Source organism: Actinomycetota bacterium, from assembly GCA_040755895.1.
In the GTDB taxonomy this organism is placed as follows: Bacteria; Actinomycetota; Aquicultoria; order Subteraquimicrobiales; family Subteraquimicrobiaceae; genus Subteraquimicrobium.
Genome location: JBFMAG010000085.1, coordinates 1 through 21,044, shown reverse-complemented (window position 1 = coordinate 21,044; position 21,044 = coordinate 1). Strand labels below are relative to the sequence as shown.

The window sequence follows — 21,044 nt, the reverse complement described above, 5'->3', positions numbered from 1 at the left end:
GTACTGGGTGTTTAGGGGGATTCCCAGGGAGTTCACGAGCATCTTGGTGAACTGGGACCTGGTGACGGGATTCGCCGGGCGGAAGTAGCCATCGGCGTAACCTGAGATTATCCCTTGGCTGGCCATGGACATGATTTCATTGAAAGCCCAAAAACCCGGGGGAACATCGGGAAATATTATCATGATTCCATCGCTTACTCCAGGTGTACTCCAGAGTCCAACTCCATTCTTTGCCTTTACCGCGAAGTAATAAGTCCTACCCCTCCCCAGGTTGAGACCAGTTCTGGTGACACTGGTCGAAGAACCCACAGAGGTCCAGAGAACAACATCGGTAGCCCCAGGTGATGTGCCTATTGCATACTGGTATTCCATTATACCGCTTTGCGGATCGGAGGATGTCCAACTCGCGTGAAGTCGATCAGCAGTGCTTGTATAGTCGCCGTCGTCGGTTACAACTGGGGTGCTCGGAGGCGTTGAATCTATGGTGAAGTTGGCATCGCTCGTATCGGACCAGGAATCACCATCCGCATCGGTGACCACGATCTTGACACAGACCGTAGAGGAATTGATCAAAGGCAAGATCCAACTGAAACTGCCTCCACCGATGCTCGATTGTGTTATGTTCGTAGTTATGGTATTCGGATAGGTTAAGCCTCCATTGGTGGAGTAATATAAATTAATGGTGTATGGTGCCGTTCCCCCTGATATGGTCCAGGTAACGGCGTGAGTACTTCCACCAATCCATTTTTCACCACCGCTGGGAGAATCAAGGACATTCAACCTGGTATAGTAAATATCCCAGTTTCCAGGGGTGCTATCCTGCCACACTACATGGGGATTGGCACCCGCATCCGCCACTATGGAGGGATTTTCAGATCTTCCAGAATTATTCGATAAATTTACAACGGAGCTCCAGGAGGTGCCGTCGAATTTCTTGTAGTATATCTCACGATTAGTCAGCGCAGTTGCTTCATGCCAGACCACGTGGGCATTGCCACCTTTATCCGTAGTTATTGAGGGATTATAGGAAAAAGCCGGGGAACCGGATAGGTTGGAGAGAGGTTCCCACGAAGTACCATTGAACTTCCTGTAATATACCTCATAGTTGGTTGATATGACCGCCTTCTCCCAAACGACGTGGACGTTGCCATTTTTATCCGCAGCTATGGTAGGTTTCCTCGAGGGTTCGGTGTTGGTTGTATAAGATATATCTTCTGGGGTGCTCCAGGAGGTGCCGTCGAATCTGGTGTAGCAGATTTCGTAGTTATATACGGGGGGATCCAACTGAACGAGGAAGTCCCGCCTGTATACAACGTGGACGTTGCCATTTTTATCCGCAGCTATGGTAGGTTTGGCACCCTCTGCTGGTCTATGAAGAGTCGATATTTTGACTGGGGTGCTCCAGGAGGTGCCGTCGAATCTGGTGTAGTAAACATCGTTACTCTCGTCCCAGACCACGTGCACGTTTCCACCTGCGTCAATGGCTATTGATGGAGAGCAAGAGATAGCAGAAGTATTTGATATATTTCGGGGAGAGCTCCAGGAGGTGCCGTCGAATTTCGCATAGCAGATTTCGTAGTTATCCACCAAATAATCCATCCAGACCACGTGGACATTCCTTGAGGAGTCAACGGCGATTGAGGGTTCATCCGATGAGCCGGAAGTATTGGAGATATTCACCTGAGAGTTCCAAGAGTTACCATCGAATTTTCGATGATAGATTTCATCATTGCCGGAGATATTGTCCGTCCAGACCATGTGAATGATACCATTGGAGGAATCCATAGCGAGACTGGGGTTGCGAGACCGACTTGAATTCTGAGAGGTATTGATGGATGCACTCCAGCTTTGGGCATAGGAGGAAATCGCTGAGGTGATAAAGAGAAGACAAGTTACAAGAATACATAGCGCTATCTTGGTTTTTCTCTTGTGCATATGGGCACCCCTTTTAAACTTTCAGAAATTTATTTGGTTAGAATAAAAACTGATCTTCTCTAGAACAGCCATGATGTCTTTCTTGTTATTATACCCAGTTCTCCCTTTAATCCTTGCTAGATATCGTTAATTGTTTATTAAAATTTCATTAAAATTAATCTTCGTGGACGTTCAGGGTAATGAACTTCACAATTTTCGAGCTCAAAGAAGGGGTTAACGGCGGATTAAATCTGGGTCGGGGGCGATGGGTTCTGTGAGATCCATATGCTCCGCGAGAGTTTCTATCTCCTTTCCTTCCACGAGAAATTTAACCCTTTGAATGCTTGGAAACTCTGCGAGGGTGTTCACTATCGAGTAGATGGTCATGGTTTCGCCGGCGCTACCACCTGGATGTCTTTCCACAAGCTCCTCGGAGAAATCCACATGGGCAATTCCATCCTCGATTCTGATGCCCAAAAGTCTCGTTCCCTCCGGGATCGTCGGGAAATGTCCACTTTCTTTCGGTCCTTCTATTAACTCCTCAATGGCAACCCGGGCAATGGCTTCAGTCCTGGGTATTTCTCTTTTCTCAGGTAAAAGGTATTCTGCCTGTTCATCGCCAAAGTAAAGCGTGATTACCATCGTCTCCGGTTTTTCTTCCTCTCTTTCCCTCTTTTTCTCTTTGGTGACCTTTACTTTCTTCTTCTCAACCTCCTTTTTCTCCTTGCGGGGTAGACATCCCATCAGAATTGCTCCGAGGAGTACAATGGATAGAAAGATTATCAAGCATCTTGTGATTGAGGTTTTAAGGATTTCCCCCCTCATCTTTATCTCCTTTCACAAAGACAGAAACGAGAAGATTTATTTGATGGCGAAAAGGAGCTCGCCTTGGGCTGCAATTTCAGCATCGAGGAAGGCAGTGGCTTGCCCCTTGCCGATAGCACCCCTAGCCTTTACGATCTGTACCTCTAACCGAAGTTGATCGCCGGGGCGCACCTCTTTTTTGAATCGAAAATTATCTATCCCCGCAAAGAGCGCCAACTTCCCCCTGTTTTCTTCCAAACTCAAAAGAGCCACCGCTCCAACCTGAGCTAAGGCTTCCACGATGAGCACACCAGGCATCACCGGATACTCTGGGAAATGTCCCATGAAAAAGGGTTCATCGGCGGAAACATTCTTTATCCCCACGGCACGTTTACCCCGTTCCAGCTCGAGAATCCTATCCACTAAAAGGAAAGGATACCTATGAGGTATGACGCTCTTGATGGCTTCTATATCCAACATAATAACCTCCTTAGCTGTAAGCCATAAGGATTAAGGCTGGATTGTGTATCCCGTATCGCGAGATGTGAATTGAGTCTCCGATCTTATGTATCCCGAATCGTACATAGCGTATTTGGTCACCCGATTGATATCCGCTCCCAAAGCTCTCAGCTTATGCTCAAAATTTTCATATCCCCTATCTATATGGTGAACATCCCTGACCTCAGTTACCCCTTCGGCGGCGAGTCCCGCAAGAACTAAAGCGGCTCCTCCCCTCAAGTCTGGAACCTTGACCGGTGCCCCGGTTAGTCCTTGCACCCCTCGGATGATCACATGATGATCCCGTATGCAAATGTTACTGCCCATTCGGTTTAACTCATCCACGATGGTGAACCTGCTTTCAAAGACGTTCTCGGTGATGATGCTCGTGCCCCGAGCTAGGGATAAGAGAGCCATCATTTGGGGCTGCATATCGGTAGGAAAGCCGGGATATGGGAGAGTGGCTATATCCACGGGTTGGGGTCTATCCTGGGAGGAGACTCTAATCCCTTGGGGGAGCTCTTCCACCTGAACTCCTACTTCCTTAAGTTTGCTTATAACAAGATTTAAATGTTCCACCCGTGCATTTCTGACCAGAATATTTCCCTGAGTTATCGCTGCAGCAACAAAGAATGTCCCCGCCTCTATCCTATCCGGAATCACCGTGTAATCAGCCCCGTGAAGCTCTTTCACTCCCTGCACCTTGATGGTCGAAGTTCCAGCTCCTTTAATCCTTGCCCCCATCTGATTTAGGAAATTGGCTAGATCTACTATCTCAGGCTCCCGAGCAGCATTTTCAATTATGGTTACTCCCCTAGCCAAGGTAGCAGCCATGAGCACATTTTCAGTCGCTCCTACGCTTGGAAAATCGAGTGGAATTAACCCTCCTCTAAGCTCGTTAGCCCGTGCTTCCAAATAGCCGTGCCCCACCTCTATCTTGGCACCAAGGGTCTCCAATCCCCTAATGTGGAGATCGATCTTTCTGGAACCGATGTTGCAACCACCGGGCATAGCTACTCTAGCTCTACCCAGTCGAGCAAGGAGGGGTCCTAAAACGATGATGGAGGCTCGCATCTGACTCACTAGTTCATATGGGGCTTCACACTCGAGGTGCGAGCCCGGTCTGATGATAACCTGATCCCCCTGGCTTGAATCCACTTCAACTCCTAATACCTCAAGAACCTGGGCCATGGTATAAACATCCTTTATCTTGGGGACATTCCGGAGTACGCTCACATCCTCACCGAGTAGGGAGGCGGCCATGAGTTTAAGAGCAGAATTTTTAGCTCCACTTACGATTACGCTACCAACGAGTCTGTTGCCACCTCTGATGATGAAGCTTTCCATTACTTTACCTTCTCTTTGAGTTCAACGAATTTATCTTGTAGATTACCATATATATTTCTACGTCGATATCATTTTCTCTCTATTTTTTCTCTAAATTCATCAAATATGCCTATGTAGCGCTCAAAAAAGAAGCTTAAGATAGCCAAACACACAAAGACAACTATCTTGACCTGGGGAGAAGCAAATCTCAGAGCAAGAGCCGCAGCACTGAGCATAAAACACCAAAGGTAAAGGATGATTACGGTTTGTCTGTGGCTAAATCCTCGGCGGAGTAATCGATGGTGGATATGACCATCATCCGCCTGCGTTACCGGCTGCTTATTTTTATACCTCCTGAAGATGGCAAAGCCAGCGTCAAAAATTGGAACACCCATAACCACGAGGGGGACCAAAAGAGCTATGGCAGCGATGCTTTTCATCACACCCTGCACGGTGATGGCTCCAAGCATGAATCCTAAAAACATGCTCCCTGAGTCCCCCATGAAGATTCTGGCTGGATTGAAATTGTGCTTCAAAAAACCAAGGGCGCTTCCAGCCAAAATGAGGCAGATAAATGCTATATCTATATGACCAGTTTGATGAGCGGAGAAAGAGAGGGTAAGTAAAGCTATCCCGCATACACCAGCGGCTAAACCATCCAGGCCATCGATGAAATTCACGGTATTCGTGAGACCTACAACCCAGAATAGAGTGAGAGGTAGGGACCATCCTCCCAGATAGATCAATCCTCCAAGGGGATTACCCACGAATTCAATTTGTATTCCGTAGAAAAGAAGGATTAATGCTGCAAGGAGCTGACCTGAGAACTTTACCTTAGGAGATAGATCCCAGATATCGTCGATTATTCCCAGGATCAACATCAAAGTGCCACCCAAAAGGATTCCCGCCAGTTCTCGTTCGATGACTACAAACCAGATGAGTGTGAGCAGAAAAGCGAGATAGATGGCAATGCCGCCCAGCCTGGGGATTGGTTCGGCATGTACCTTCCTTTCAGATGGTACATCAACAACCCCCACTTTGATGGCAAAGATCTCAACGAGGGGTGTTATAAAATAGGCTACTACCATAGCCGCCGCAAAGGCGAGTAGGTAATCCCGCACAGGCAGCACTTCCAAATCAGCCGATAGTTAATAGTCACTCATGGTTTACCGTTCACGGTTCACCGTTCACCGTAAAAAATAAATCATTCTGAGCTTCCGAGCTACTGAGCTATGAGCCTTATGGGGCAAAATGAATCAATTCCACTTTTGCCTCGCGTAAAATACCTTCAGCCAAAGGATCGGGGTATCCACCCTTGAATAAAATCCTCTTTATGCCGGCATTGATGACCATTTTAGCACAGAGAACACAGGGTTGATGAGTACAATAAAGGGTTGATCCCTTGATTTCTATTCCGTGAAGAGCCGCTTGTATGATGACATTTTGTTCCGCATGCAACCCCCTGCATAATTCATGTCTTTCCCCAGATGAGATACCCTGTCTTTCCCTGAGGCATCCGACCTCGGCGCAATGCTTAAGCCCCGTGGGGGCTCCATTATATCCTGTGGCCAATATCCTTTTATCCTTTACAAGGAGGGCACCCGTTTGTCTCCTTAAGCACGTAGAGCGATGGGAAACGAGCTCGGTTATCTTCAGGAAATACTCATCCCACGAAGGTCTTCCTTGCGCCTTCAGCGTAGTCAACTTTGGATATTCGACTTTCGACTTTCGACTTTCGACTTTCGACTTTCGACCTTTGGACATCCTTTAATTCTCCTCCAATTCTGGATAGAGCGGAAAATTCTGACAGAGCTCTCTTACCTCGGCTCGAACCCGCTTATACACACTCTCCTTGCCAATATTGTCCAAAACCTTGGCAATCAAAGTACCTATTCTTCTCATCTCCTCTTCCTTCATGCCTCGAGTGGTCATGGCTGGGGTTCCTATTCTGATCCCACTGGTAATAAAGGGACCCCTGGTTTCAAAGGGGATTGTATTTTTGTTCACCGTTATGCCCACGGCATCAAGAGCCAGTTCGGCATCCCGACCGGTGATTCCCCTATTCGTGAGGTCGACCAAACAAAGGTGATTATCGGTTCCACCGGAGACCAATCTAAAACCCTTCTCCTGAAGGGTCTCCGCAAGTACCTTACAATTTTTGACGACCTGCTTTTGATACTCCTTGAACTCATTCGTTAAGGCCTCTTTAAATGCCACCGCTTTTGCCGCAATCACGTGCATCAAGGGTCCCCCCTGGGTTTCCGGAAAAACCGCCTTATCTATGGCTTCTGCCCATTCCTTCTTGCATAGAACCATTCCCCCGCGTGGACCTCGAAGGGTCTTATGGGTAGTCGTTCCCACAAATTCGGCATGGGGAAGGGGACTCGGATGTACACCAGCGGCGACGAGTCCAGCGATGTGAGCTATGTCGGCCATGAGGAAAGCTCCCACTTCATCGGCTATCTCTCTAAAGGCAGCGAAATCGATGATTCGAGAGTAAGCGCTGGCTCCGGTGACGATCATTTTTGGTCGGTGTTTTTTGGCCAGGAAGCGGATCTCATCGTAGTCGAACATCTCCGTTTCCCGATTCACTCCATAGGAGATGAAATTATAGAGCTTACCCGAGAAGTTCACCGGACTTCCCATGGTCAGGTGTCCACCATGGGTAAGTTCCAATCCCAATACGGTATCTCCCACTTCAAGGGCGGTGAAGTAGATAACCATATTGGCTTGTGACCCCGAATGTGGTTGAACGTTGACGTGCTCCGCATTGAAAAGTAATTTTGCGCGCTCCCGGGCTAAGTCCTCAGCGACATCAACATATTGGCAGCCTCCATAATACCTTCTCTTTGGATATCCTTCAGCATATTTATTGGTCATAACAGAACCTTGAGCAGCAAGAACCGCAAAGCTTGCGTAATTCTCGGAGGCAATGAGCTGGATGGTATTTTTCTGGCGATCGAGCTCATCCGCCAACGCCTTGGCGACTTCGGGGTCGATTCCTCGTATGACGCTCATCCACTTTCCCCCTAATCTCTAATTTTCACCCTCTTCTCGATATCGGTGATCTTTTTGATTCGATGGGCATGGCGATCTCCTAGGAACTGCGTATTTAGCCAGGTGTGTATTATATTCTTTGCGAGCTCGCAGCCTATGATCCAAGCCCCAAGTGCAAGGATATTGGCATCATTGTGCTCCCTGCTGTACCTTGTGGAATATAAATCATTGCAAACGGCGGCTCGAATTCCCGGAATCTTATTCGCCGCCATGGCCATTCCATTCCCAGTGCCACAAACCAAAATTCCATATGTGTATTCTCCGCTGGCGACCAAGCTTGCAGCCTTCTCCGCATAATCTGGGTAATCCACCGGTTCCAAGCCGTTCGTTCCAATATCGGTAACCTGTATGCCCTTTTCACCCAAGAACTTCTTCAACTTCTCCTTGAGCGCATACCCGGCATGATCTCCACCAATAACTATTTTCACTATCTCACCTCTCACTGGTTGTAGGTGAGCACTTCACCCCGACTGTGTTAACCCATCTTGTTAATAATACACCTGACTAAATGAGCATGGATATTAATTTTTGAAGCTCTCCCTCTATCTCCTCTCTGCACTCCTTATATGCCCTGTAATCTCTACCCACGGGGTCAAGGATATCAAATTGGGAGAATCCCCGCTTAAGACCAATGAGCCTTTCACTCTCCAATCGCAAATCCTCGGGAAGAGATTCTTTGAGGGAATCTATCTCCTTCCTTATCTCCTCCATCTCCAGAGCTAACTCGTTATATCTTCTGAGGAGTTGTTCAATCCGTTGCCGCGCCCTATCGGCAATGCTCAATTCTTGAGTGGATTTCACATAAGCCTCGCAATTTTCCAGGATGTTCCTTATAAGACTCTTTCCCCCCGCAAATTCCTTCAAGGTGAAAACCTTATCGATGGCCGAGGGCACCATTTTAACCACAGCATTCATGTGTTGAGTGTTCATGGCCAGGATTAAATCGGCTCTTTCAATGAGTTCGGGGGTCAAGCGCTTGGCCTTATGGGAGCTTAAATCTATTCCCCTCTCCCTCATAACCTCAATCACGAGAGGAGCGGCTCTGGCTCCGGGAATAGCAGTAATCCCAGCGGATTCCACCTCTATCTCAAAAGCCCCTTCTCCCAACCTCTCCCAAAGCAATCGTTTAAATAAAGCCTCGGCCATATTGCTTCGGCATGTATTTCCACTGCATACGAATAAAATCTTTACACTCATGACTGAACCCCAACTCAAGTATTCAACCTCTGATGGGAATTTTCCTGCCTTTCGAAACCAGCTTCTTTTAAAACTTCGTTTATCTCCGGAGTGTCGATGGCTCCCTTGCGTAAAATTCGAGGGGGTTTAAGCGTTAAATCCAAAACCGTTGATACCACACCAATTCTAGTAGGTCCTCCATCCAATATCAAATCAATTCGCCCTCCCAAATCGGCCAGCACCTCCTGAGCGGTCCTTGGACTTGGATGACCTGATAAATTGGCACTGGTAAGGGCGATGGGGGTATTGGCACATTCGATGACTTCCAGAGCGATCCTATTATCCGGAAATCTGATACCCAAGGTTTCCGCACCACAGGTCACCGAGGATGGGATGATATCGGTTTTGAGGAGGATCAAAGTTAAAGGTCCGGGCCAAAATTTCTCCATCAATTTTTTAGCAACCGGCGTCACCTCTCTTACAATCAAATTCAATTGCTCGAAGTTGGAGATGCACACGGCGAGAGGCTTGCTGAAGGATCTTCCCTTGGCCTCAAAAATCTTTCCCACAGCACTGGAATCCAGAGCATTTGCTCCCAGGCCGTATACCGTCTCCGTGGGAAAGGCAACGAGTTTCCCCTCCCTTATTAGCTCAGCTGCTCTCCCAATGATTGATTTATCGGGGCTATGAGCATCCACTCTTATTAGCTCGGTCTTCATCCCAATCTCCAATGACTGTACTTTGGCAAAAAATTGAGTTTGTAGAGCTCACACAATTTAGACTTCATATCTTTTAATATAGCCTAGACATAATTCACGCTTAATAATTCGATATAAGAGTATCCTGGAAGGCGCATATGCGAGAACCGTTAAGCCTGCCTACCGGTAAGCATGGGCTAGCGCCTGTAAGGATGGCTCTTAGAGAGTTTGCTGAACTAAGTCCAATAAAAAATACCTTATCACAATGGATAAGGTACTGCTAACTGGTTAAAGGTCACATTAATTATGCCCTTTTATGAATGCTCGGCTTCGTTTTACCGCCGAAACGACTCTATCCATCCCCGAGTAATCCCTTAAAACCCGAATGTCCTCGAAATTTCCGGAACCATGAAGAATTTCTGAAACCTTTTGAGCCTGGTCGAATCCCACCTCAAGAGCCAAAAACCCCCCTTCCCGGAGATATCTCGGAGAATCGGCGATGATTCGTTTATGAATCTTAAGACCATCGATTCCTCCACTTAAAGCGGGTCGGGGTTCGAAATCGCGAATCTCCTTTGGGAGTTTCTCTATCTCCTTCTCGCGGATATAAGGGGGATTGGAGACTATTATGTCCACTTCCTCCAATAAATTTGGATCCAAATTTTCAAACAACTCGCTTCTCACAAAGATTATTTTGTCTTCCAAGTTATGCAAGCGCGCATTTTCCTCCGCTAATTTGAGTGCTCGCTCGGAAATATCGAGAGCATGAACACGAGCTTGGGGTACTTCATGGGCGATGGTCAAGGCGATGGCTCCGCTTCCAGTGCCCACATCCACAATGGTAAGTGGTTTTACCATTGATTTTGCAACATCGATCACCTGCTCGACCAACAGCTCCGTTTCAGGTCTTGGGATGAAAACACCGGGTCTAACCCTCAAGTTCAAATGGCGAAAAGCCTGCCAACCGATGATGTATTGAATGGGCATCCCCTGGATTCTATGTTGAATTGCTTCACGAAGAAATGCTTTTTCCCAAGTGGTGAGGAATCTATCGGAGTACAAATAGAGATCGGCTCGAGACAGGTTCAAAATGTGCTGAAGTAAGAGCTCAGCCTCCAAACGCGCACCCTCCACGCCGTGTTTCTTCAAACGTGAAGCAACCAATTTTAAGGCATCCCTAACCATTAAAGTTCGGACTTGAAACATTTCAGCTCCTGCACTGGTGTGATTCTCCAATCTGTCGCTCGCCTCGTCGCCACTCGTCGCTCGAAATTTTTCGAGATTCGAGTATCGAGTGACGAGAGTCAAATTACTTGCTTCAATCTTTCTGCCCTATCGGCGGCAGCTAGAGCCTGAATGAATCGATCCAGATCTCCCTCCAATATGGACCCGAGATCATAAACCGTAAGACCGATACGGTGATCGGTCACCCTACCTTGAGGAAAATTGTATGTCCTTATCCGCTCGCTTCTATCCCCCGTACCTATCTGAAGTCTTCTTGCCTCAGCGATTTCAGCCTGCTGCTCCTCACGAAATTTATCGTACAGACGGGCTCTCAAGATACGCATAGCCCGTTCCCTATTTTGAAGCTGCGAGCGCTCCTCTTGACAGCTAACCACCATACTCGTGGGAAGGTGAGTGATTCGCACCGCGGAATCGGTCGTATTTACCGACTGACCTCCCGGACCGCTGGAGCGGAAAACATCGACTCGTAGATCGTTGGGGTTGATCTCCACTTCTATCTCTTCGGGCTCGGAAAGCACAGCCACCGTTGCTGTCGAGGTATGAATGCGTCCTCCAGACTCAGTGACGGGTATTCTTTGAACTCGATGTACCCCAGATTCGTATTTAAGCTTGCCATATGCACCTTTGCCCTTAACCTCAAAAATTATCTCTTTGAAACCACCCATATCCGATGGACTACAGCTCAAAACCTGTGTGGTCCAACCCTTGCCATCCGCATATCGGAGATACATCCTATATAGGTCGGCCGCAAACAGGCTCGCCTCCTCTCCACCGGCTCCTGCTCTAATCTCCACGATTACATCCTTCTCATCATTGGGGTCTCTTGCAATCATCATTTCCTTGAGCTCTTCCTCTAACTCGCTCTTTTTATGATCGAGGGAGTGCAACTCGCTGTGGAGGAATTGCTCCATCTCAGGGTCTTGCTTCTCCTGAAGCATCTCTTTGGCTTCATCAATACTCGCGAGGACTTTTTTATATTCCTTTATCTCGTTGACAAGGGGAGAGAGTTCAGCATGAGCCTTTGCGTACTCCCGATATTTCCTGGGATCGGAGAGAACCTCCGGATCGCTGAGTTTTTTGGTTAGTTCCTCATATCTTTTTTCGATTTCATTAAGTTTATCCAACATTCCAATCACCCACTAAATAGCTCAGAGGCTCAGGAGCTAGAGGCTCGGTACCCATTTTCAGAGCTTTGGAGCTTCCGAGCTCTCTGCTTTTAGGGGAACACCTCCACTTCTTCGGTACCCTCGGACATTTCCAAAGATAAAAGTGCTTTCAAAGAATGGATGGCTACCTCCAATTGATCTATCGAGGGTTCCTTCGTGGTCATTTTTTGCAATAGAAGCCCGGGTACCATCAAAAACCTCACAAAATTCGAATCCTGGTATTTACGAGCCACTTTAATTATCTCATAAGAAACGCCAGCGACCAAGGGTATAAGGGGCAAACGCGTCAAAATCCTGATTAAAAGGGGTGGTCTTCCCAAGAGAGCAAAGACGAAGATGACTAAAATCATTACAACCAGCAAAAAGCTGGTCCCACAACTTACATGTAAGGTACTGTATTTGGAAGTAGCCTCGGGGGAAAGTTCGTCCCCTGACTCATATGCTCGAATGACCTTATGTTCAGCTCCATGGTATTCAAAAACACGAGCTATATCCTTCATCCTTGAAACGGTGAATAAATATCCAATGAAGATAGCTATCCTAACCAGACCTTCTATAATGCTGAGGGTCAGCGGACCACTCACAAACCCTTCAAGGAGCTTGGCTATCCAAGCGGGAAGGACAACAAAAAGAACTACACCCAATACCACGGCGAGCGATATGGTAAAGACCATCTCCTTGGTGGTGATCTTTACCTCCTCTTCCACCTCCTGGGCGGAGAGACTTAAGGCCTGTATAGCCAGAATGATGGTCTCGATTAAAACAAGCACTCCTCTCAAGATGAAATAATTAAGAAAGGGAAAACGCATCGAAAGCGAATTTATCTTCCTTTCCTCCATCACGATCTCCTTATTCGGTTTCCGGATGGCCACAACCCAGTGATTCCTGCCCCTCATCATTACGCCTTCGAGGACCGCCTGTCCCCCTATTTGAAGCTTCTCCATTAAGCATTCTCCCCAATATTTATTCGACCTTTGACAGGAAGGTATAAATAGTCATGGGTTACGGGTGAAACTTATCATTGATGATGGAGGTTAATACTCCTGGATGGGAGCTTTCTGAATTTGCATGAGGAAGTCCTTATTCGACCTCGTCTCCTTGATTTTGCCGATGAGGAGCTCTATGGCTGCAGAAGGATCCAGAGCATGCAAAACTCTGCGAAGTTTCCAGATCAATTGAGCTTCATCGGAGGGTAAAAGGAGTTCTTCCTTCCTCGTCCCCGATTTCTCGATGTCGATCGAGGGGAAAATACGTTTATCGGCAAGTTTTCTATCCAAATGTATCTCCATATTTCCAGTTCCCTTAAATTCTTCATAGATCACTTCATCCATTCGGCTTCCCGTCTCCACAAGAGTCGTGGCTATTATGGTCAGACTGCCTCCCTCCTCGATATTTCGAGCTGATCCGAAGAATCTTTTCGGGGGATAAAGGGCAGTTGAATCGACACCACCGGATAGAATTCTCCCACTCGGTGGAACCGTTAGATTATAAGCCCTCGCCATTCGCGTGATGCTATCAAGAAGAATGACTACATCCTTGCGGTGTTCCACCAAGCGTTTTGCTCTTTCCAAAACGAGCTCAGCAACCTGAATATGATTCTCCGATGGTTGATCAAAAGTTGAGCTCACTACCTCCCCCTTTACCGAACGCTCCATGTCCGTTACCTCTTCCGGACGCTCATCCACCAGAAGCACTATCAGATGAACCTCCGGATTGTTGGTGGTGATGCTATTGGCGACCTGCTTGAGGATGGTAGTTTTTCCAGCCTTTGGTGGAGATACGATGAGTCCCCTCTGCCCTTTACCTATGGGAGCAATCAAATCGATGATTCGAGGAGTTATCTCTTGAGGTACGGTTTCCAATTTGAATCTCTCATTGGGATAAATGGGTGTAAGCACCTCAAAGTATGTTCTCGTCCGGGCTATTTCGGGATCCTCTCCATTCACCGCCTCGATTTTAAGCAGAGCGTAGTACTTCTCATTATCCTTGGGTGGTCTAACCTGCCCGGCAACTTCGTCCCCCCTGCGTAGATTGAATCTCCGGATTTGGGAAAGGGAGACGTAGATATCGCTCTCGCCAGGAAGATATCCTTGAGTCCTCAAGAAACCATATCCCTCGGGAAGGATATCGAGGATTCCCTTCCTAAATAGGAGACCTTCCTCCTCCGTCTGAGTCTTTAGAATGGCCATGATCAGATCCTGTTTCTTCATCCTTTTGGAACCCGCGATACCCAGGTCAGCAGCGATTGGCTGAAGTTCGCTTAATTTCTTCTCCTCAAGGGTTGCCCTATCCAATGTCGTCTTTTCCATTTTAATACACCTTCCCCCCAAAACCGGTTGTTAGTTGATGGTTAAATTCAACCCATTATCAATAAGCGATGGTCTACAGTCAATGGAGATGGTTAGTAGTTACATCGGATGTTATCGGTTAAATATTTAGACATATTTTCAAATGGTTCATGGTTCATAGTTCACCGTTCGCGGTTCACAGCTCTTCTCGCTTGCCAGTTTGTTAGTTGGCTGGTTTGCTCATTGATCTTTAGCAAACTGGCAAACTAGCCAACAAGCTAACGAAGTTTCAACGGTGAACGGATTTTTTGAGTTTTTCCCAATCCTCAAGAAATTTCGCGATACCCTTATCCGTCAGAGGATGTTTAACCATCGCTTTAAGCACCTCGTAAGGAACGGTAGCGATATCCGCCCCGATTTGAGCGGCTCGGACGACGTGCATGGGATGTCTAATGCTCGCGGCGATAACCTGGGTTTCTATGCCATAATTGTCATAAACTAAGACGATGTCGGAGAGCACTCCCATTCCATCCTGACCGATATCATCCAGACGTCCAATGAAGGGACTTACATATGTCGCGCCAACCTGAGCGGCGAGCAAAGCTTGATTAACCGAGAAGATCAACGTCATGTTGACCTTTACGCCTTCATTTGCCAACACCTTGGTGGCCGCTAGTCCCTCCGTCATCATGGGGATTTTAATGACCACATTCTCCGCTATTCTCGCCAATTCCCTTGCTTCTTTCACTATTCCCTTCCTATCCATGCTCACCGCTTCGACACTCACCGGACCGTCCACGATCTCACAAATTTCCTTAATCGAGGAATGAAACTCTTTTCCCTCCCGGGCACATAAGGTAGGGTTGGTGGTCACACCACTTAAAATCCCCCAGGAATTGACCTCGCGGATATGTTCAATGTTCGCAGTATCGATGAATATCTTCACTTCGCCACTTTCTCCTTAAATCTTTCGGAGACTATAACTTTATTGATGATCACTTCCAGTACTTCTGAGACCGTGCTATCCAAATTACGACTTGAGATGATGGAGGTGTTGTGCTGTTTGGCTAGTTCTTCAATGTACTCTCCAATCTTGCGGATATTTCCGAAATTTGCCCTATATCTTTCAAAGGGACGGAAGCCCTCGGTCTCTATCTCCCGGATGTAAAAATGGCTCCTGTGGAGATCTTCGTCCTCCACGGTGATGATAATGTGGACGACGAAGGCATTTTTGAAGTATTCCGCATCCAGAAAGCCGGGTGCAATGTGAATGCCCTCAATTACCATGTTCAATCCCTCTCTAATGGCTCTCTCAATTATGGCTTTTACTCCCACGGTTACAGCTGCCGTTTGCTCGCGAAAGCCTATGATCACGGGATCAGAAGCACTTGGAAGGGGTACTCGGAGAGATTGCCAAGCGCTGAAGGAGGATTCGTACAGAGCGGGCATGAGCTCCTTGGATAATACCGCCCGCATAACCTCTCGGATGGCATCGGTGGAGACGATGCGGGTAATCCCCAACCTGTGAGCTATTTCCGTGGCGATGGTCGATTTCCCCACACCTGTGGTCCCTCCTATGAGAATGATGAGCGGCTTATCGAGCTTGCCCAAAGATTGCCACTTGAGGTATTTCTCCATGTATTCCTCACCTATACGCTCCCTTAAGATATGTGCGGTGATGGAACGGAGCTCATCTACACTAACGGAAAAACGTCGATTTTCCCTGAGATGGTCCTCAATGAGTTTCGCCACAAAGTAAGCTTTACGGGGAGGAATTCCAGTAGCCATAATGGAAGAAGCCATGAGCCCCTTTGAATAGGGAAGCCCATGCCTGTCATCGCTTATGACTATGCGTTTATTGTAGAACTCGAATTCTTTAACCATGGCTAATCCTTTCTCGCTTTCTTTTGAAATTATCAACAGCCTTATGTGCTAGGTCTAACGATAGTTCATTTAGGTCTCCATCTCCCCCTACGGTAATGGGCACATTGTCCGCGTAAATGACATCTGCACCAAAACTCAAACCCATACTGGTGACCACATCCACGGAGGCGGCTTTGAGTTCAGTAAGCAAGGTGGTGAACTTCCCTTTATGCTTGAGCAGATCTTTCCGAAGCAACTCTCTGTTGGAAAGGTTATTGCTTATGCCCACTACCCGGCAGTGGAACTCCTCCTCCAGATAATCCTTGAGACTCTCATTCATGCCCGGTGTAGCCGTGGTTGTCAGAAAAACCCTTTTGCCCCTGATGGATTTCAAAGGACGGGGTCTGAATCGAGTGTGAACCACTTTAAGATCGGGGTTTTCGCTTCTCACAACCCGATCTACAAGATGTATTTTCTCCTCACTGGCCATTGGCTCTTCGCACATCGTGAGGACAGCTAAGTCGGATAAGAAGAGCCTGAAAGTTCCGAAATAACCCGATATGTAGTCGATTGGCTGATGAGCACCTATAGTGACCAGGCAAGAATCGGTCTTTATGGGGGGAAGAGCTGCTCCACTGCCCTCAAATATTATTATATCGGATTCAAGCTCATTGGCTAACTCGGCTCCTGCCAAAACGTTGGAGATGAAGGGAGCCCCCGCCATTCCACCCCCGCATCTTCGACATCCAACCGTCAAAATCCTGCTCATCAGCGCATCTTCGTAATGGTCTGAGGCGGCGTGCTTCCCCTCTTGACTAACTTCGAGCAAAAATTCCGGTGTCATCTCGATGGTTTCTCCGTGAACGACCTCTGGCTCCTGGGGTCCTCCCCTTCCCATGGCAACCACACAGGGGGAGAACCCCGCCTTCGAAAGCACCCGAGCAAAATGAGCCGAAATCGCGGTCTTCCCCACCCGCTTGCCCGTACCTATCACCGAAATGGATGGCTTTTGCGCTACATCATAAAATCTCGGTGGATCGAACCGAAAATCCGATCCAACATAGGAGACGCCAGCGATCAATGCGATGCTTGCAAACTTAAAGCGTTCTTTGTAGCCCACCACGGGTTCGTCGCTTAGATCGATTATCAAATCGGGCTTATACTCCTCTAAAGCCCGTTTTATGCCCAGAGAGGGATCGGGATTCAAAATGACCGGGAGCTTCAGGAAACTCAAATCGCTTCCGTTGATTACCTTTTCCGTTCCCCCAACGAACACCGCAGCTAGAAGCTCGTGACCTTGATTCCTTATGCTTTCTAAACCTGCCTGGATAACGGGCAAATAATGCTCTCCGTCAATGAGAGCAATGACTCTACCTATTGCGATTCACCTCGGACGATTAATTCGGGGTTCACCCTTTCCCATTTGCAATACATCTTTTCCACGGGGGAAAATTCCACGATGAGCTCCTGACCTCCAAAGGGGTACTTCCGATATATACGTACATTCTCGGGACCAATTTCCACTACGTTATAACAAGGTTTGTTGTGACCTCTTAATCTCAAAGAACAAGCCGTTCCAGCATTTACCACCACCAAACTTTCAAGGCGCCAAACGTGGGGAACGTGCTTGTGTCCACAGAGAACCAAGTCCACATTTGCGCGAAGGAGTATTTCCAGCAGATCGCCGGCATCGTAGACTATATTCCTTTCCCTTCCAGTCCCAGGTACTGGTAGTAGGTGATGATGTAATGCAAAGACTTTAAAGTCTCCTGAATTTTCGAATTTATCCAGTATCCACCGATATTTCTCACGACCAACGCGACCACTATCCAGATCCGGCTCGCTGGAATCGATACCAACGATGGTTACTCCCTCGATTTGCAACACGCTATTCCGAGATCCAAAAAGCTCCTCAAAATGCAGGTATCCCACATTTCTTGAATCGTGATTGCCGGGAACGGTGACCAGATTATCGCACTTAAGCAGATCCAAAAAGGCTCTTATTGTCTTGTATTCCTGCCGAAGTCCCTCATCCGTTAAATCACCTGTGGCAATAACCGCTAACGGATTTAACTGGTTGAGCTCCTCTATCGTTCGATTCATGAGATTTGAAATGAAATACTGTGATCCGGCGTGAAGATCGGAGATTTGCGCGAGAATAACCGGATTCCGATTTGATTTTTTAGCCATCTATGACCTCCAGGAAATCGAAAATTAAAGGTGCGGGCACTTGAACATCCTTGATATCTGAATAGATTCGGAGCTTATGGAATTAACATGGGGTGGACTCCACTTCTAACCCTATTGACCTTCCATCTGGTGGTCGAAAAAGGAGAGAATAAACTCGCTTATTATTTTATCCAATTTTTTTCCGCGGTCAATCCTTCCCTTCGTCCCTCGTCACTTTTTGCTCAGCATCTTGCGATAAAGTGATTCATAATCGTCAACCATCCGGGAGACGGAAAATCTCCCCTCCACATACCGTCGGCATTTTAAGGGATCAATTTGGTCCACCTTGCGCACGGCTTCCACCATCTCGTCCAGCGTGTTTACAATGAATCCGGTTTCCTTGTCTACCACAACTTCCGGTACCGATCCAAAGGGAAAAGCGATCACCGGAGTACCGCAAGCCATTGCTTCCACCATCACCAGACCAAAGGGTTCGGGCCACTGCAAGGAAAATACAAATCCTTTGGCGTACTTCAATAGTTCTTTCTTTTCGTCCTCGGTTATCTCGCCCAGGAATTTAATTTGATCCCCGTCAATGTAGGGTTTCACCTTTTCCTCGAAATAAATCATGTCCTTTCCAGGATCAATTTTGCCCGCCATTATCAGCTTTATACTCGCCCTTCGAGCCACTTCCACGGCTAAATGCGGGGCTTTGAGTGGCGACATCCTACTTATATAGATATAATAATCCCTCTTCTTCTCGCTAAAGGGAAATGAGAGAACATCGATGGCATTATAGACAGTTCCGATATAGTTCAGTTCCGGCAAAACTTTTCTCTGAGCCTCACTAATGGAATTGTAATATACCGCATTCTTAAAGGTTCGATAAAAGGGGATATTAATCTCCGTGAATATCCCATGGAGGGTGGTGAGCACAGGAGGACTGACGAAATTAGCCAAAGCAACACCAGAATAGCCAGCGTGATTATGAATTATATCAAATCCAGATGCTCTTTTGTACGCCACGGTCACATGGAGAAGATCGGGGACGGGATGCCCTAATAATTCCCTGGAAGGTGCCTTGGGATAAACCGACTCAAGCTTGGCAGAGGTGATGGAATCCCCCGTGGCGAATAGCGTGACATCGTGTCCTCTGCGTACGAGTTCCTCGGTGAGCAAATAAGCGATGAGTTCCGTTCCCCCGTACTTGATGGGAGGAACACGTTCCCAAACGGGGGCAATCTGAGCTATTTTCAAATAACACCACCTCCTATGAATAGATCCATCAAGCGATGGCCCTCATTTATATGGAGCAAACTCTCCTGCATTGGAAACTCGTAAAATTGTTCCATCTCATCCCTTTGATCGCTCGTTGCTGAATAAATGGCAAAGGGGACGGGATCGGCAACGTGTGTCCCGACCGCTATGGGTGTAAAGTGATCCGTTGCCAACAAAATCTTATGATCCCCATAATTTTTTAAGCCCCTCAATATCGTCCCCACCACTTTGGCGTCGAAATCCTCGATGGTCTTCATTTTGATTTCGATGTTCCGGGCATGACCAGCTTCATCGGGTGCCTCGACGTGGACGAATACAAAATCGTCCTCTTTTAAAGCCTCGAGAGCATATTCCGCTTTCGCCAGATAATCTGTATCGAAATAACCAGTTGCTCCTGGAACTTCAATGGCTTTAAGACCAGCGTAGTTGGCAATTCCTTTGATTAAATCAACTGCGGAGATGACACAACCCCGGATGCCAAACTTATGGACAAAGGTTGGCATGGAGGGGGCTTTTCCCTGCCCCCACAACCATATCATATTGGCTGGATTTTTTCCCAATCTTTTTCGCTTCTCATTGATTGGGTGATCCTCCAGAATCTCGCGGGATGCCATCATCAGCTCTCTCAAAGTATTTGACCCGGGACCATGAGGCATATTTTCCTCTATTGATTGACCCACGATGTCGTGAGGAGGCACGCACCTCGCGGACGAAAAATCACCTTTAATTACCATCAAATGGCGGTAACTCACACCCGGGTGGAGATGGATATCCCCGCCGGCGAGTTTATTATCGATCAATTCCATCAATATCTTGGCCTCCTCGGTCGAGATGTGACCAGCGCTGTAATCCTTCAAAACATCATCGGCGGTGACCAAATTGCATCTGAAAGCCATCTCATCCTCTCGTAGAGAAATACCGCGACTGGCGGCTTCCAGAGGACCTCTCCCCGTATAATATTTAACGGGATCGTAACCGAGGAGGGAGAGATTAGCCACATCACTTCCGGGATCCATACCATCGGGTATTGTCCTCACGATCCCAGTTACCCCATTTCTGGCTAGAAAATCCATATTTGGAGTTTTGGCGGCCTGTAAGGGTGTCTTGCCTTCAAGTTCTTTTAGGGGATAATCGCCCGCTCCATCGGGCACGAGCACCACATACTTCACTGCAAATCCCTTTCCTCATAATCTTCTTTCCCGCTCATCACTCTTCGCTTTTAAAGGATTATACCCTGACATAATTCCAGAAGCTAAGTTTGCAACCTTAAGTCCTAAATCCTAAATCCTAGACAAATCCAAAATTAAAATTTTTGAAATCCTAAACTGTATTATTAACGAGTTAGGTTTACACTTTGCCCTTTGACAAACGCAGGACATGTTGACACTTTCGGTTAAAATGAGGTTATCCAAACCAAAACCGAAAGGAGGTCAAACATGTCCCACGATGATTTAATTATCCATCATCGTGTGCAGCTTTTCAAATATGACAAGAGGCATAATGTCAAGGCTGCCTGCCAGATCTTTGGAATCTCAAGGACCAGGTATTATGAGCTTCTCAAG

At 47.3% G+C, this 21,044-nt stretch carries 20 protein-coding genes; all 20 read right to left on the bottom strand.

Annotated elements, in window-relative coordinates; genetic code table 11:
- Positions 1-1,935: S-layer homology domain-containing protein (locus tag AB1466_04045; GenBank protein MEW6189268.1), on the bottom strand; the 1,935-nt coding region annotated here is incomplete at its 3' end.
- 213 nt (positions 1,936-2,148) lie between these two features.
- Positions 2,149-2,739: a GerMN domain-containing protein gene (locus tag AB1466_04040; protein ID MEW6189267.1), complete on the bottom strand. Its 591-nt coding sequence runs from the start codon at positions 2,737-2,739 to the stop codon at positions 2,149-2,151.
- A 36-nt stretch (positions 2,740-2,775) separates the two neighbouring features.
- On the bottom strand, positions 2,776-3,198 hold the full coding sequence (fabZ, locus tag AB1466_04035) for a 3-hydroxyacyl-ACP dehydratase FabZ (protein ID MEW6189266.1): 423 nt from the start codon (positions 3,196-3,198) through the stop codon (positions 2,776-2,778).
- A gap of 30 nt (positions 3,199-3,228) precedes the next feature.
- Complete coding sequence (murA, locus tag AB1466_04030; protein ID MEW6189265.1) at positions 3,229-4,563, bottom strand: UDP-N-acetylglucosamine 1-carboxyvinyltransferase; 1,335 nt, start codon at positions 4,561-4,563, stop codon at positions 3,229-3,231.
- Positions 4,564-4,631: 68 nt separating this feature from the next.
- A complete protein-coding gene (locus AB1466_04025) occupies positions 4,632-5,663 on the bottom strand; it encodes an MraY family glycosyltransferase (protein MEW6189264.1) in 1,032 nt (343 codons plus the stop codon).
- A gap of 118 nt (positions 5,664-5,781) precedes the next feature.
- Positions 5,782-6,306 carry a cytidine/deoxycytidylate deaminase family protein gene (locus AB1466_04020; protein MEW6189263.1) on the bottom strand — a complete coding sequence of 175 codons (525 nt, stop codon included), beginning with the start codon at positions 6,304-6,306 and terminating at the stop codon, positions 5,782-5,784.
- Positions 6,307-6,309: 3 nt separating this feature from the next.
- Positions 6,310-7,560, bottom strand: coding sequence for a serine hydroxymethyltransferase (gene glyA, locus AB1466_04015; GenBank protein ID MEW6189262.1), 1,251 nt, complete (start codon positions 7,558-7,560; stop codon positions 6,310-6,312).
- An 11-nt stretch (positions 7,561-7,571) separates the two neighbouring features.
- A complete protein-coding gene (rpiB, locus tag AB1466_04010; protein MEW6189261.1) occupies positions 7,572-8,027 on the bottom strand; it encodes a ribose 5-phosphate isomerase B in 456 nt (151 codons plus the stop codon).
- Positions 8,028-8,103: 76 nt separating this feature from the next.
- Entirely contained in the window at positions 8,104-8,796 is a 693-nt protein-coding gene (locus tag AB1466_04005; GenBank protein MEW6189260.1) for a low molecular weight protein arginine phosphatase, read from the bottom strand.
- Between the two features lie 14 nt (positions 8,797-8,810).
- Positions 8,811-9,494: an L-threonylcarbamoyladenylate synthase gene (locus tag AB1466_04000; protein ID MEW6189259.1), complete on the bottom strand. Its 684-nt coding sequence runs from the start codon at positions 9,492-9,494 to the stop codon at positions 8,811-8,813.
- Positions 9,495-9,773: 279 nt separating this feature from the next.
- Complete coding sequence (gene prmC / locus AB1466_03995) at positions 9,774-10,679, bottom strand: peptide chain release factor N(5)-glutamine methyltransferase (protein ID MEW6189258.1); 906 nt, start codon at positions 10,677-10,679, stop codon at positions 9,774-9,776.
- Between the two features lie 98 nt (positions 10,680-10,777).
- Positions 10,778-11,845 carry a peptide chain release factor 1 gene (gene prfA / locus AB1466_03990; GenBank protein MEW6189257.1) on the bottom strand — a complete coding sequence of 356 codons (1,068 nt, stop codon included), beginning with the start codon at positions 11,843-11,845 and terminating at the stop codon, positions 10,778-10,780.
- A gap of 89 nt (positions 11,846-11,934) precedes the next feature.
- Positions 11,935-12,828, bottom strand: coding sequence for a DUF1385 domain-containing protein (locus tag AB1466_03985; GenBank protein ID MEW6189256.1), 894 nt, complete (start codon positions 12,826-12,828; stop codon positions 11,935-11,937).
- A 90-nt stretch (positions 12,829-12,918) separates the two neighbouring features.
- Positions 12,919-14,193: a transcription termination factor Rho gene (rho, locus tag AB1466_03980; protein ID MEW6189255.1), complete on the bottom strand. Its 1,275-nt coding sequence runs from the start codon at positions 14,191-14,193 to the stop codon at positions 12,919-12,921.
- Between the two features lie 268 nt (positions 14,194-14,461).
- Entirely contained in the window at positions 14,462-15,118 is a 657-nt protein-coding gene (fsa, locus tag AB1466_03975) for a fructose-6-phosphate aldolase (GenBank protein MEW6189254.1), read from the bottom strand.
- Entirely contained in the window at positions 15,115-16,056 is a 942-nt protein-coding gene (locus tag AB1466_03970) for a 2-phosphoglycerate kinase (GenBank protein ID MEW6189253.1), read from the bottom strand. The genes fsa and AB1466_03970 overlap by 4 nt, the downstream gene beginning before the upstream one ends.
- Positions 16,049-17,374, bottom strand: coding sequence for a 2,3-diphosphoglycerate synthetase (locus AB1466_03965; protein ID MEW6189252.1), 1,326 nt, complete (start codon positions 17,372-17,374; stop codon positions 16,049-16,051). The genes AB1466_03970 and AB1466_03965 overlap by 8 nt, the downstream gene beginning before the upstream one ends.
- 35 nt (positions 17,375-17,409) lie before the next feature.
- A complete protein-coding gene (locus tag AB1466_03960) occupies positions 17,410-18,225 on the bottom strand; it encodes a metallophosphoesterase (protein MEW6189251.1) in 816 nt (271 codons plus the stop codon).
- Between the two features lie 210 nt (positions 18,226-18,435).
- Positions 18,436-19,461: a glycosyltransferase family 4 protein gene (locus tag AB1466_03955; GenBank protein MEW6189250.1), complete on the bottom strand. Its 1,026-nt coding sequence runs from the start codon at positions 19,459-19,461 to the stop codon at positions 18,436-18,438.
- Positions 19,458-20,651, bottom strand: coding sequence for a cofactor-independent phosphoglycerate mutase (locus tag AB1466_03950; protein ID MEW6189249.1), 1,194 nt, complete (start codon positions 20,649-20,651; stop codon positions 19,458-19,460). The genes AB1466_03955 and AB1466_03950 overlap by 4 nt, the downstream gene beginning before the upstream one ends.
- Positions 20,652-21,044: the final 393 nt, after the last annotated feature.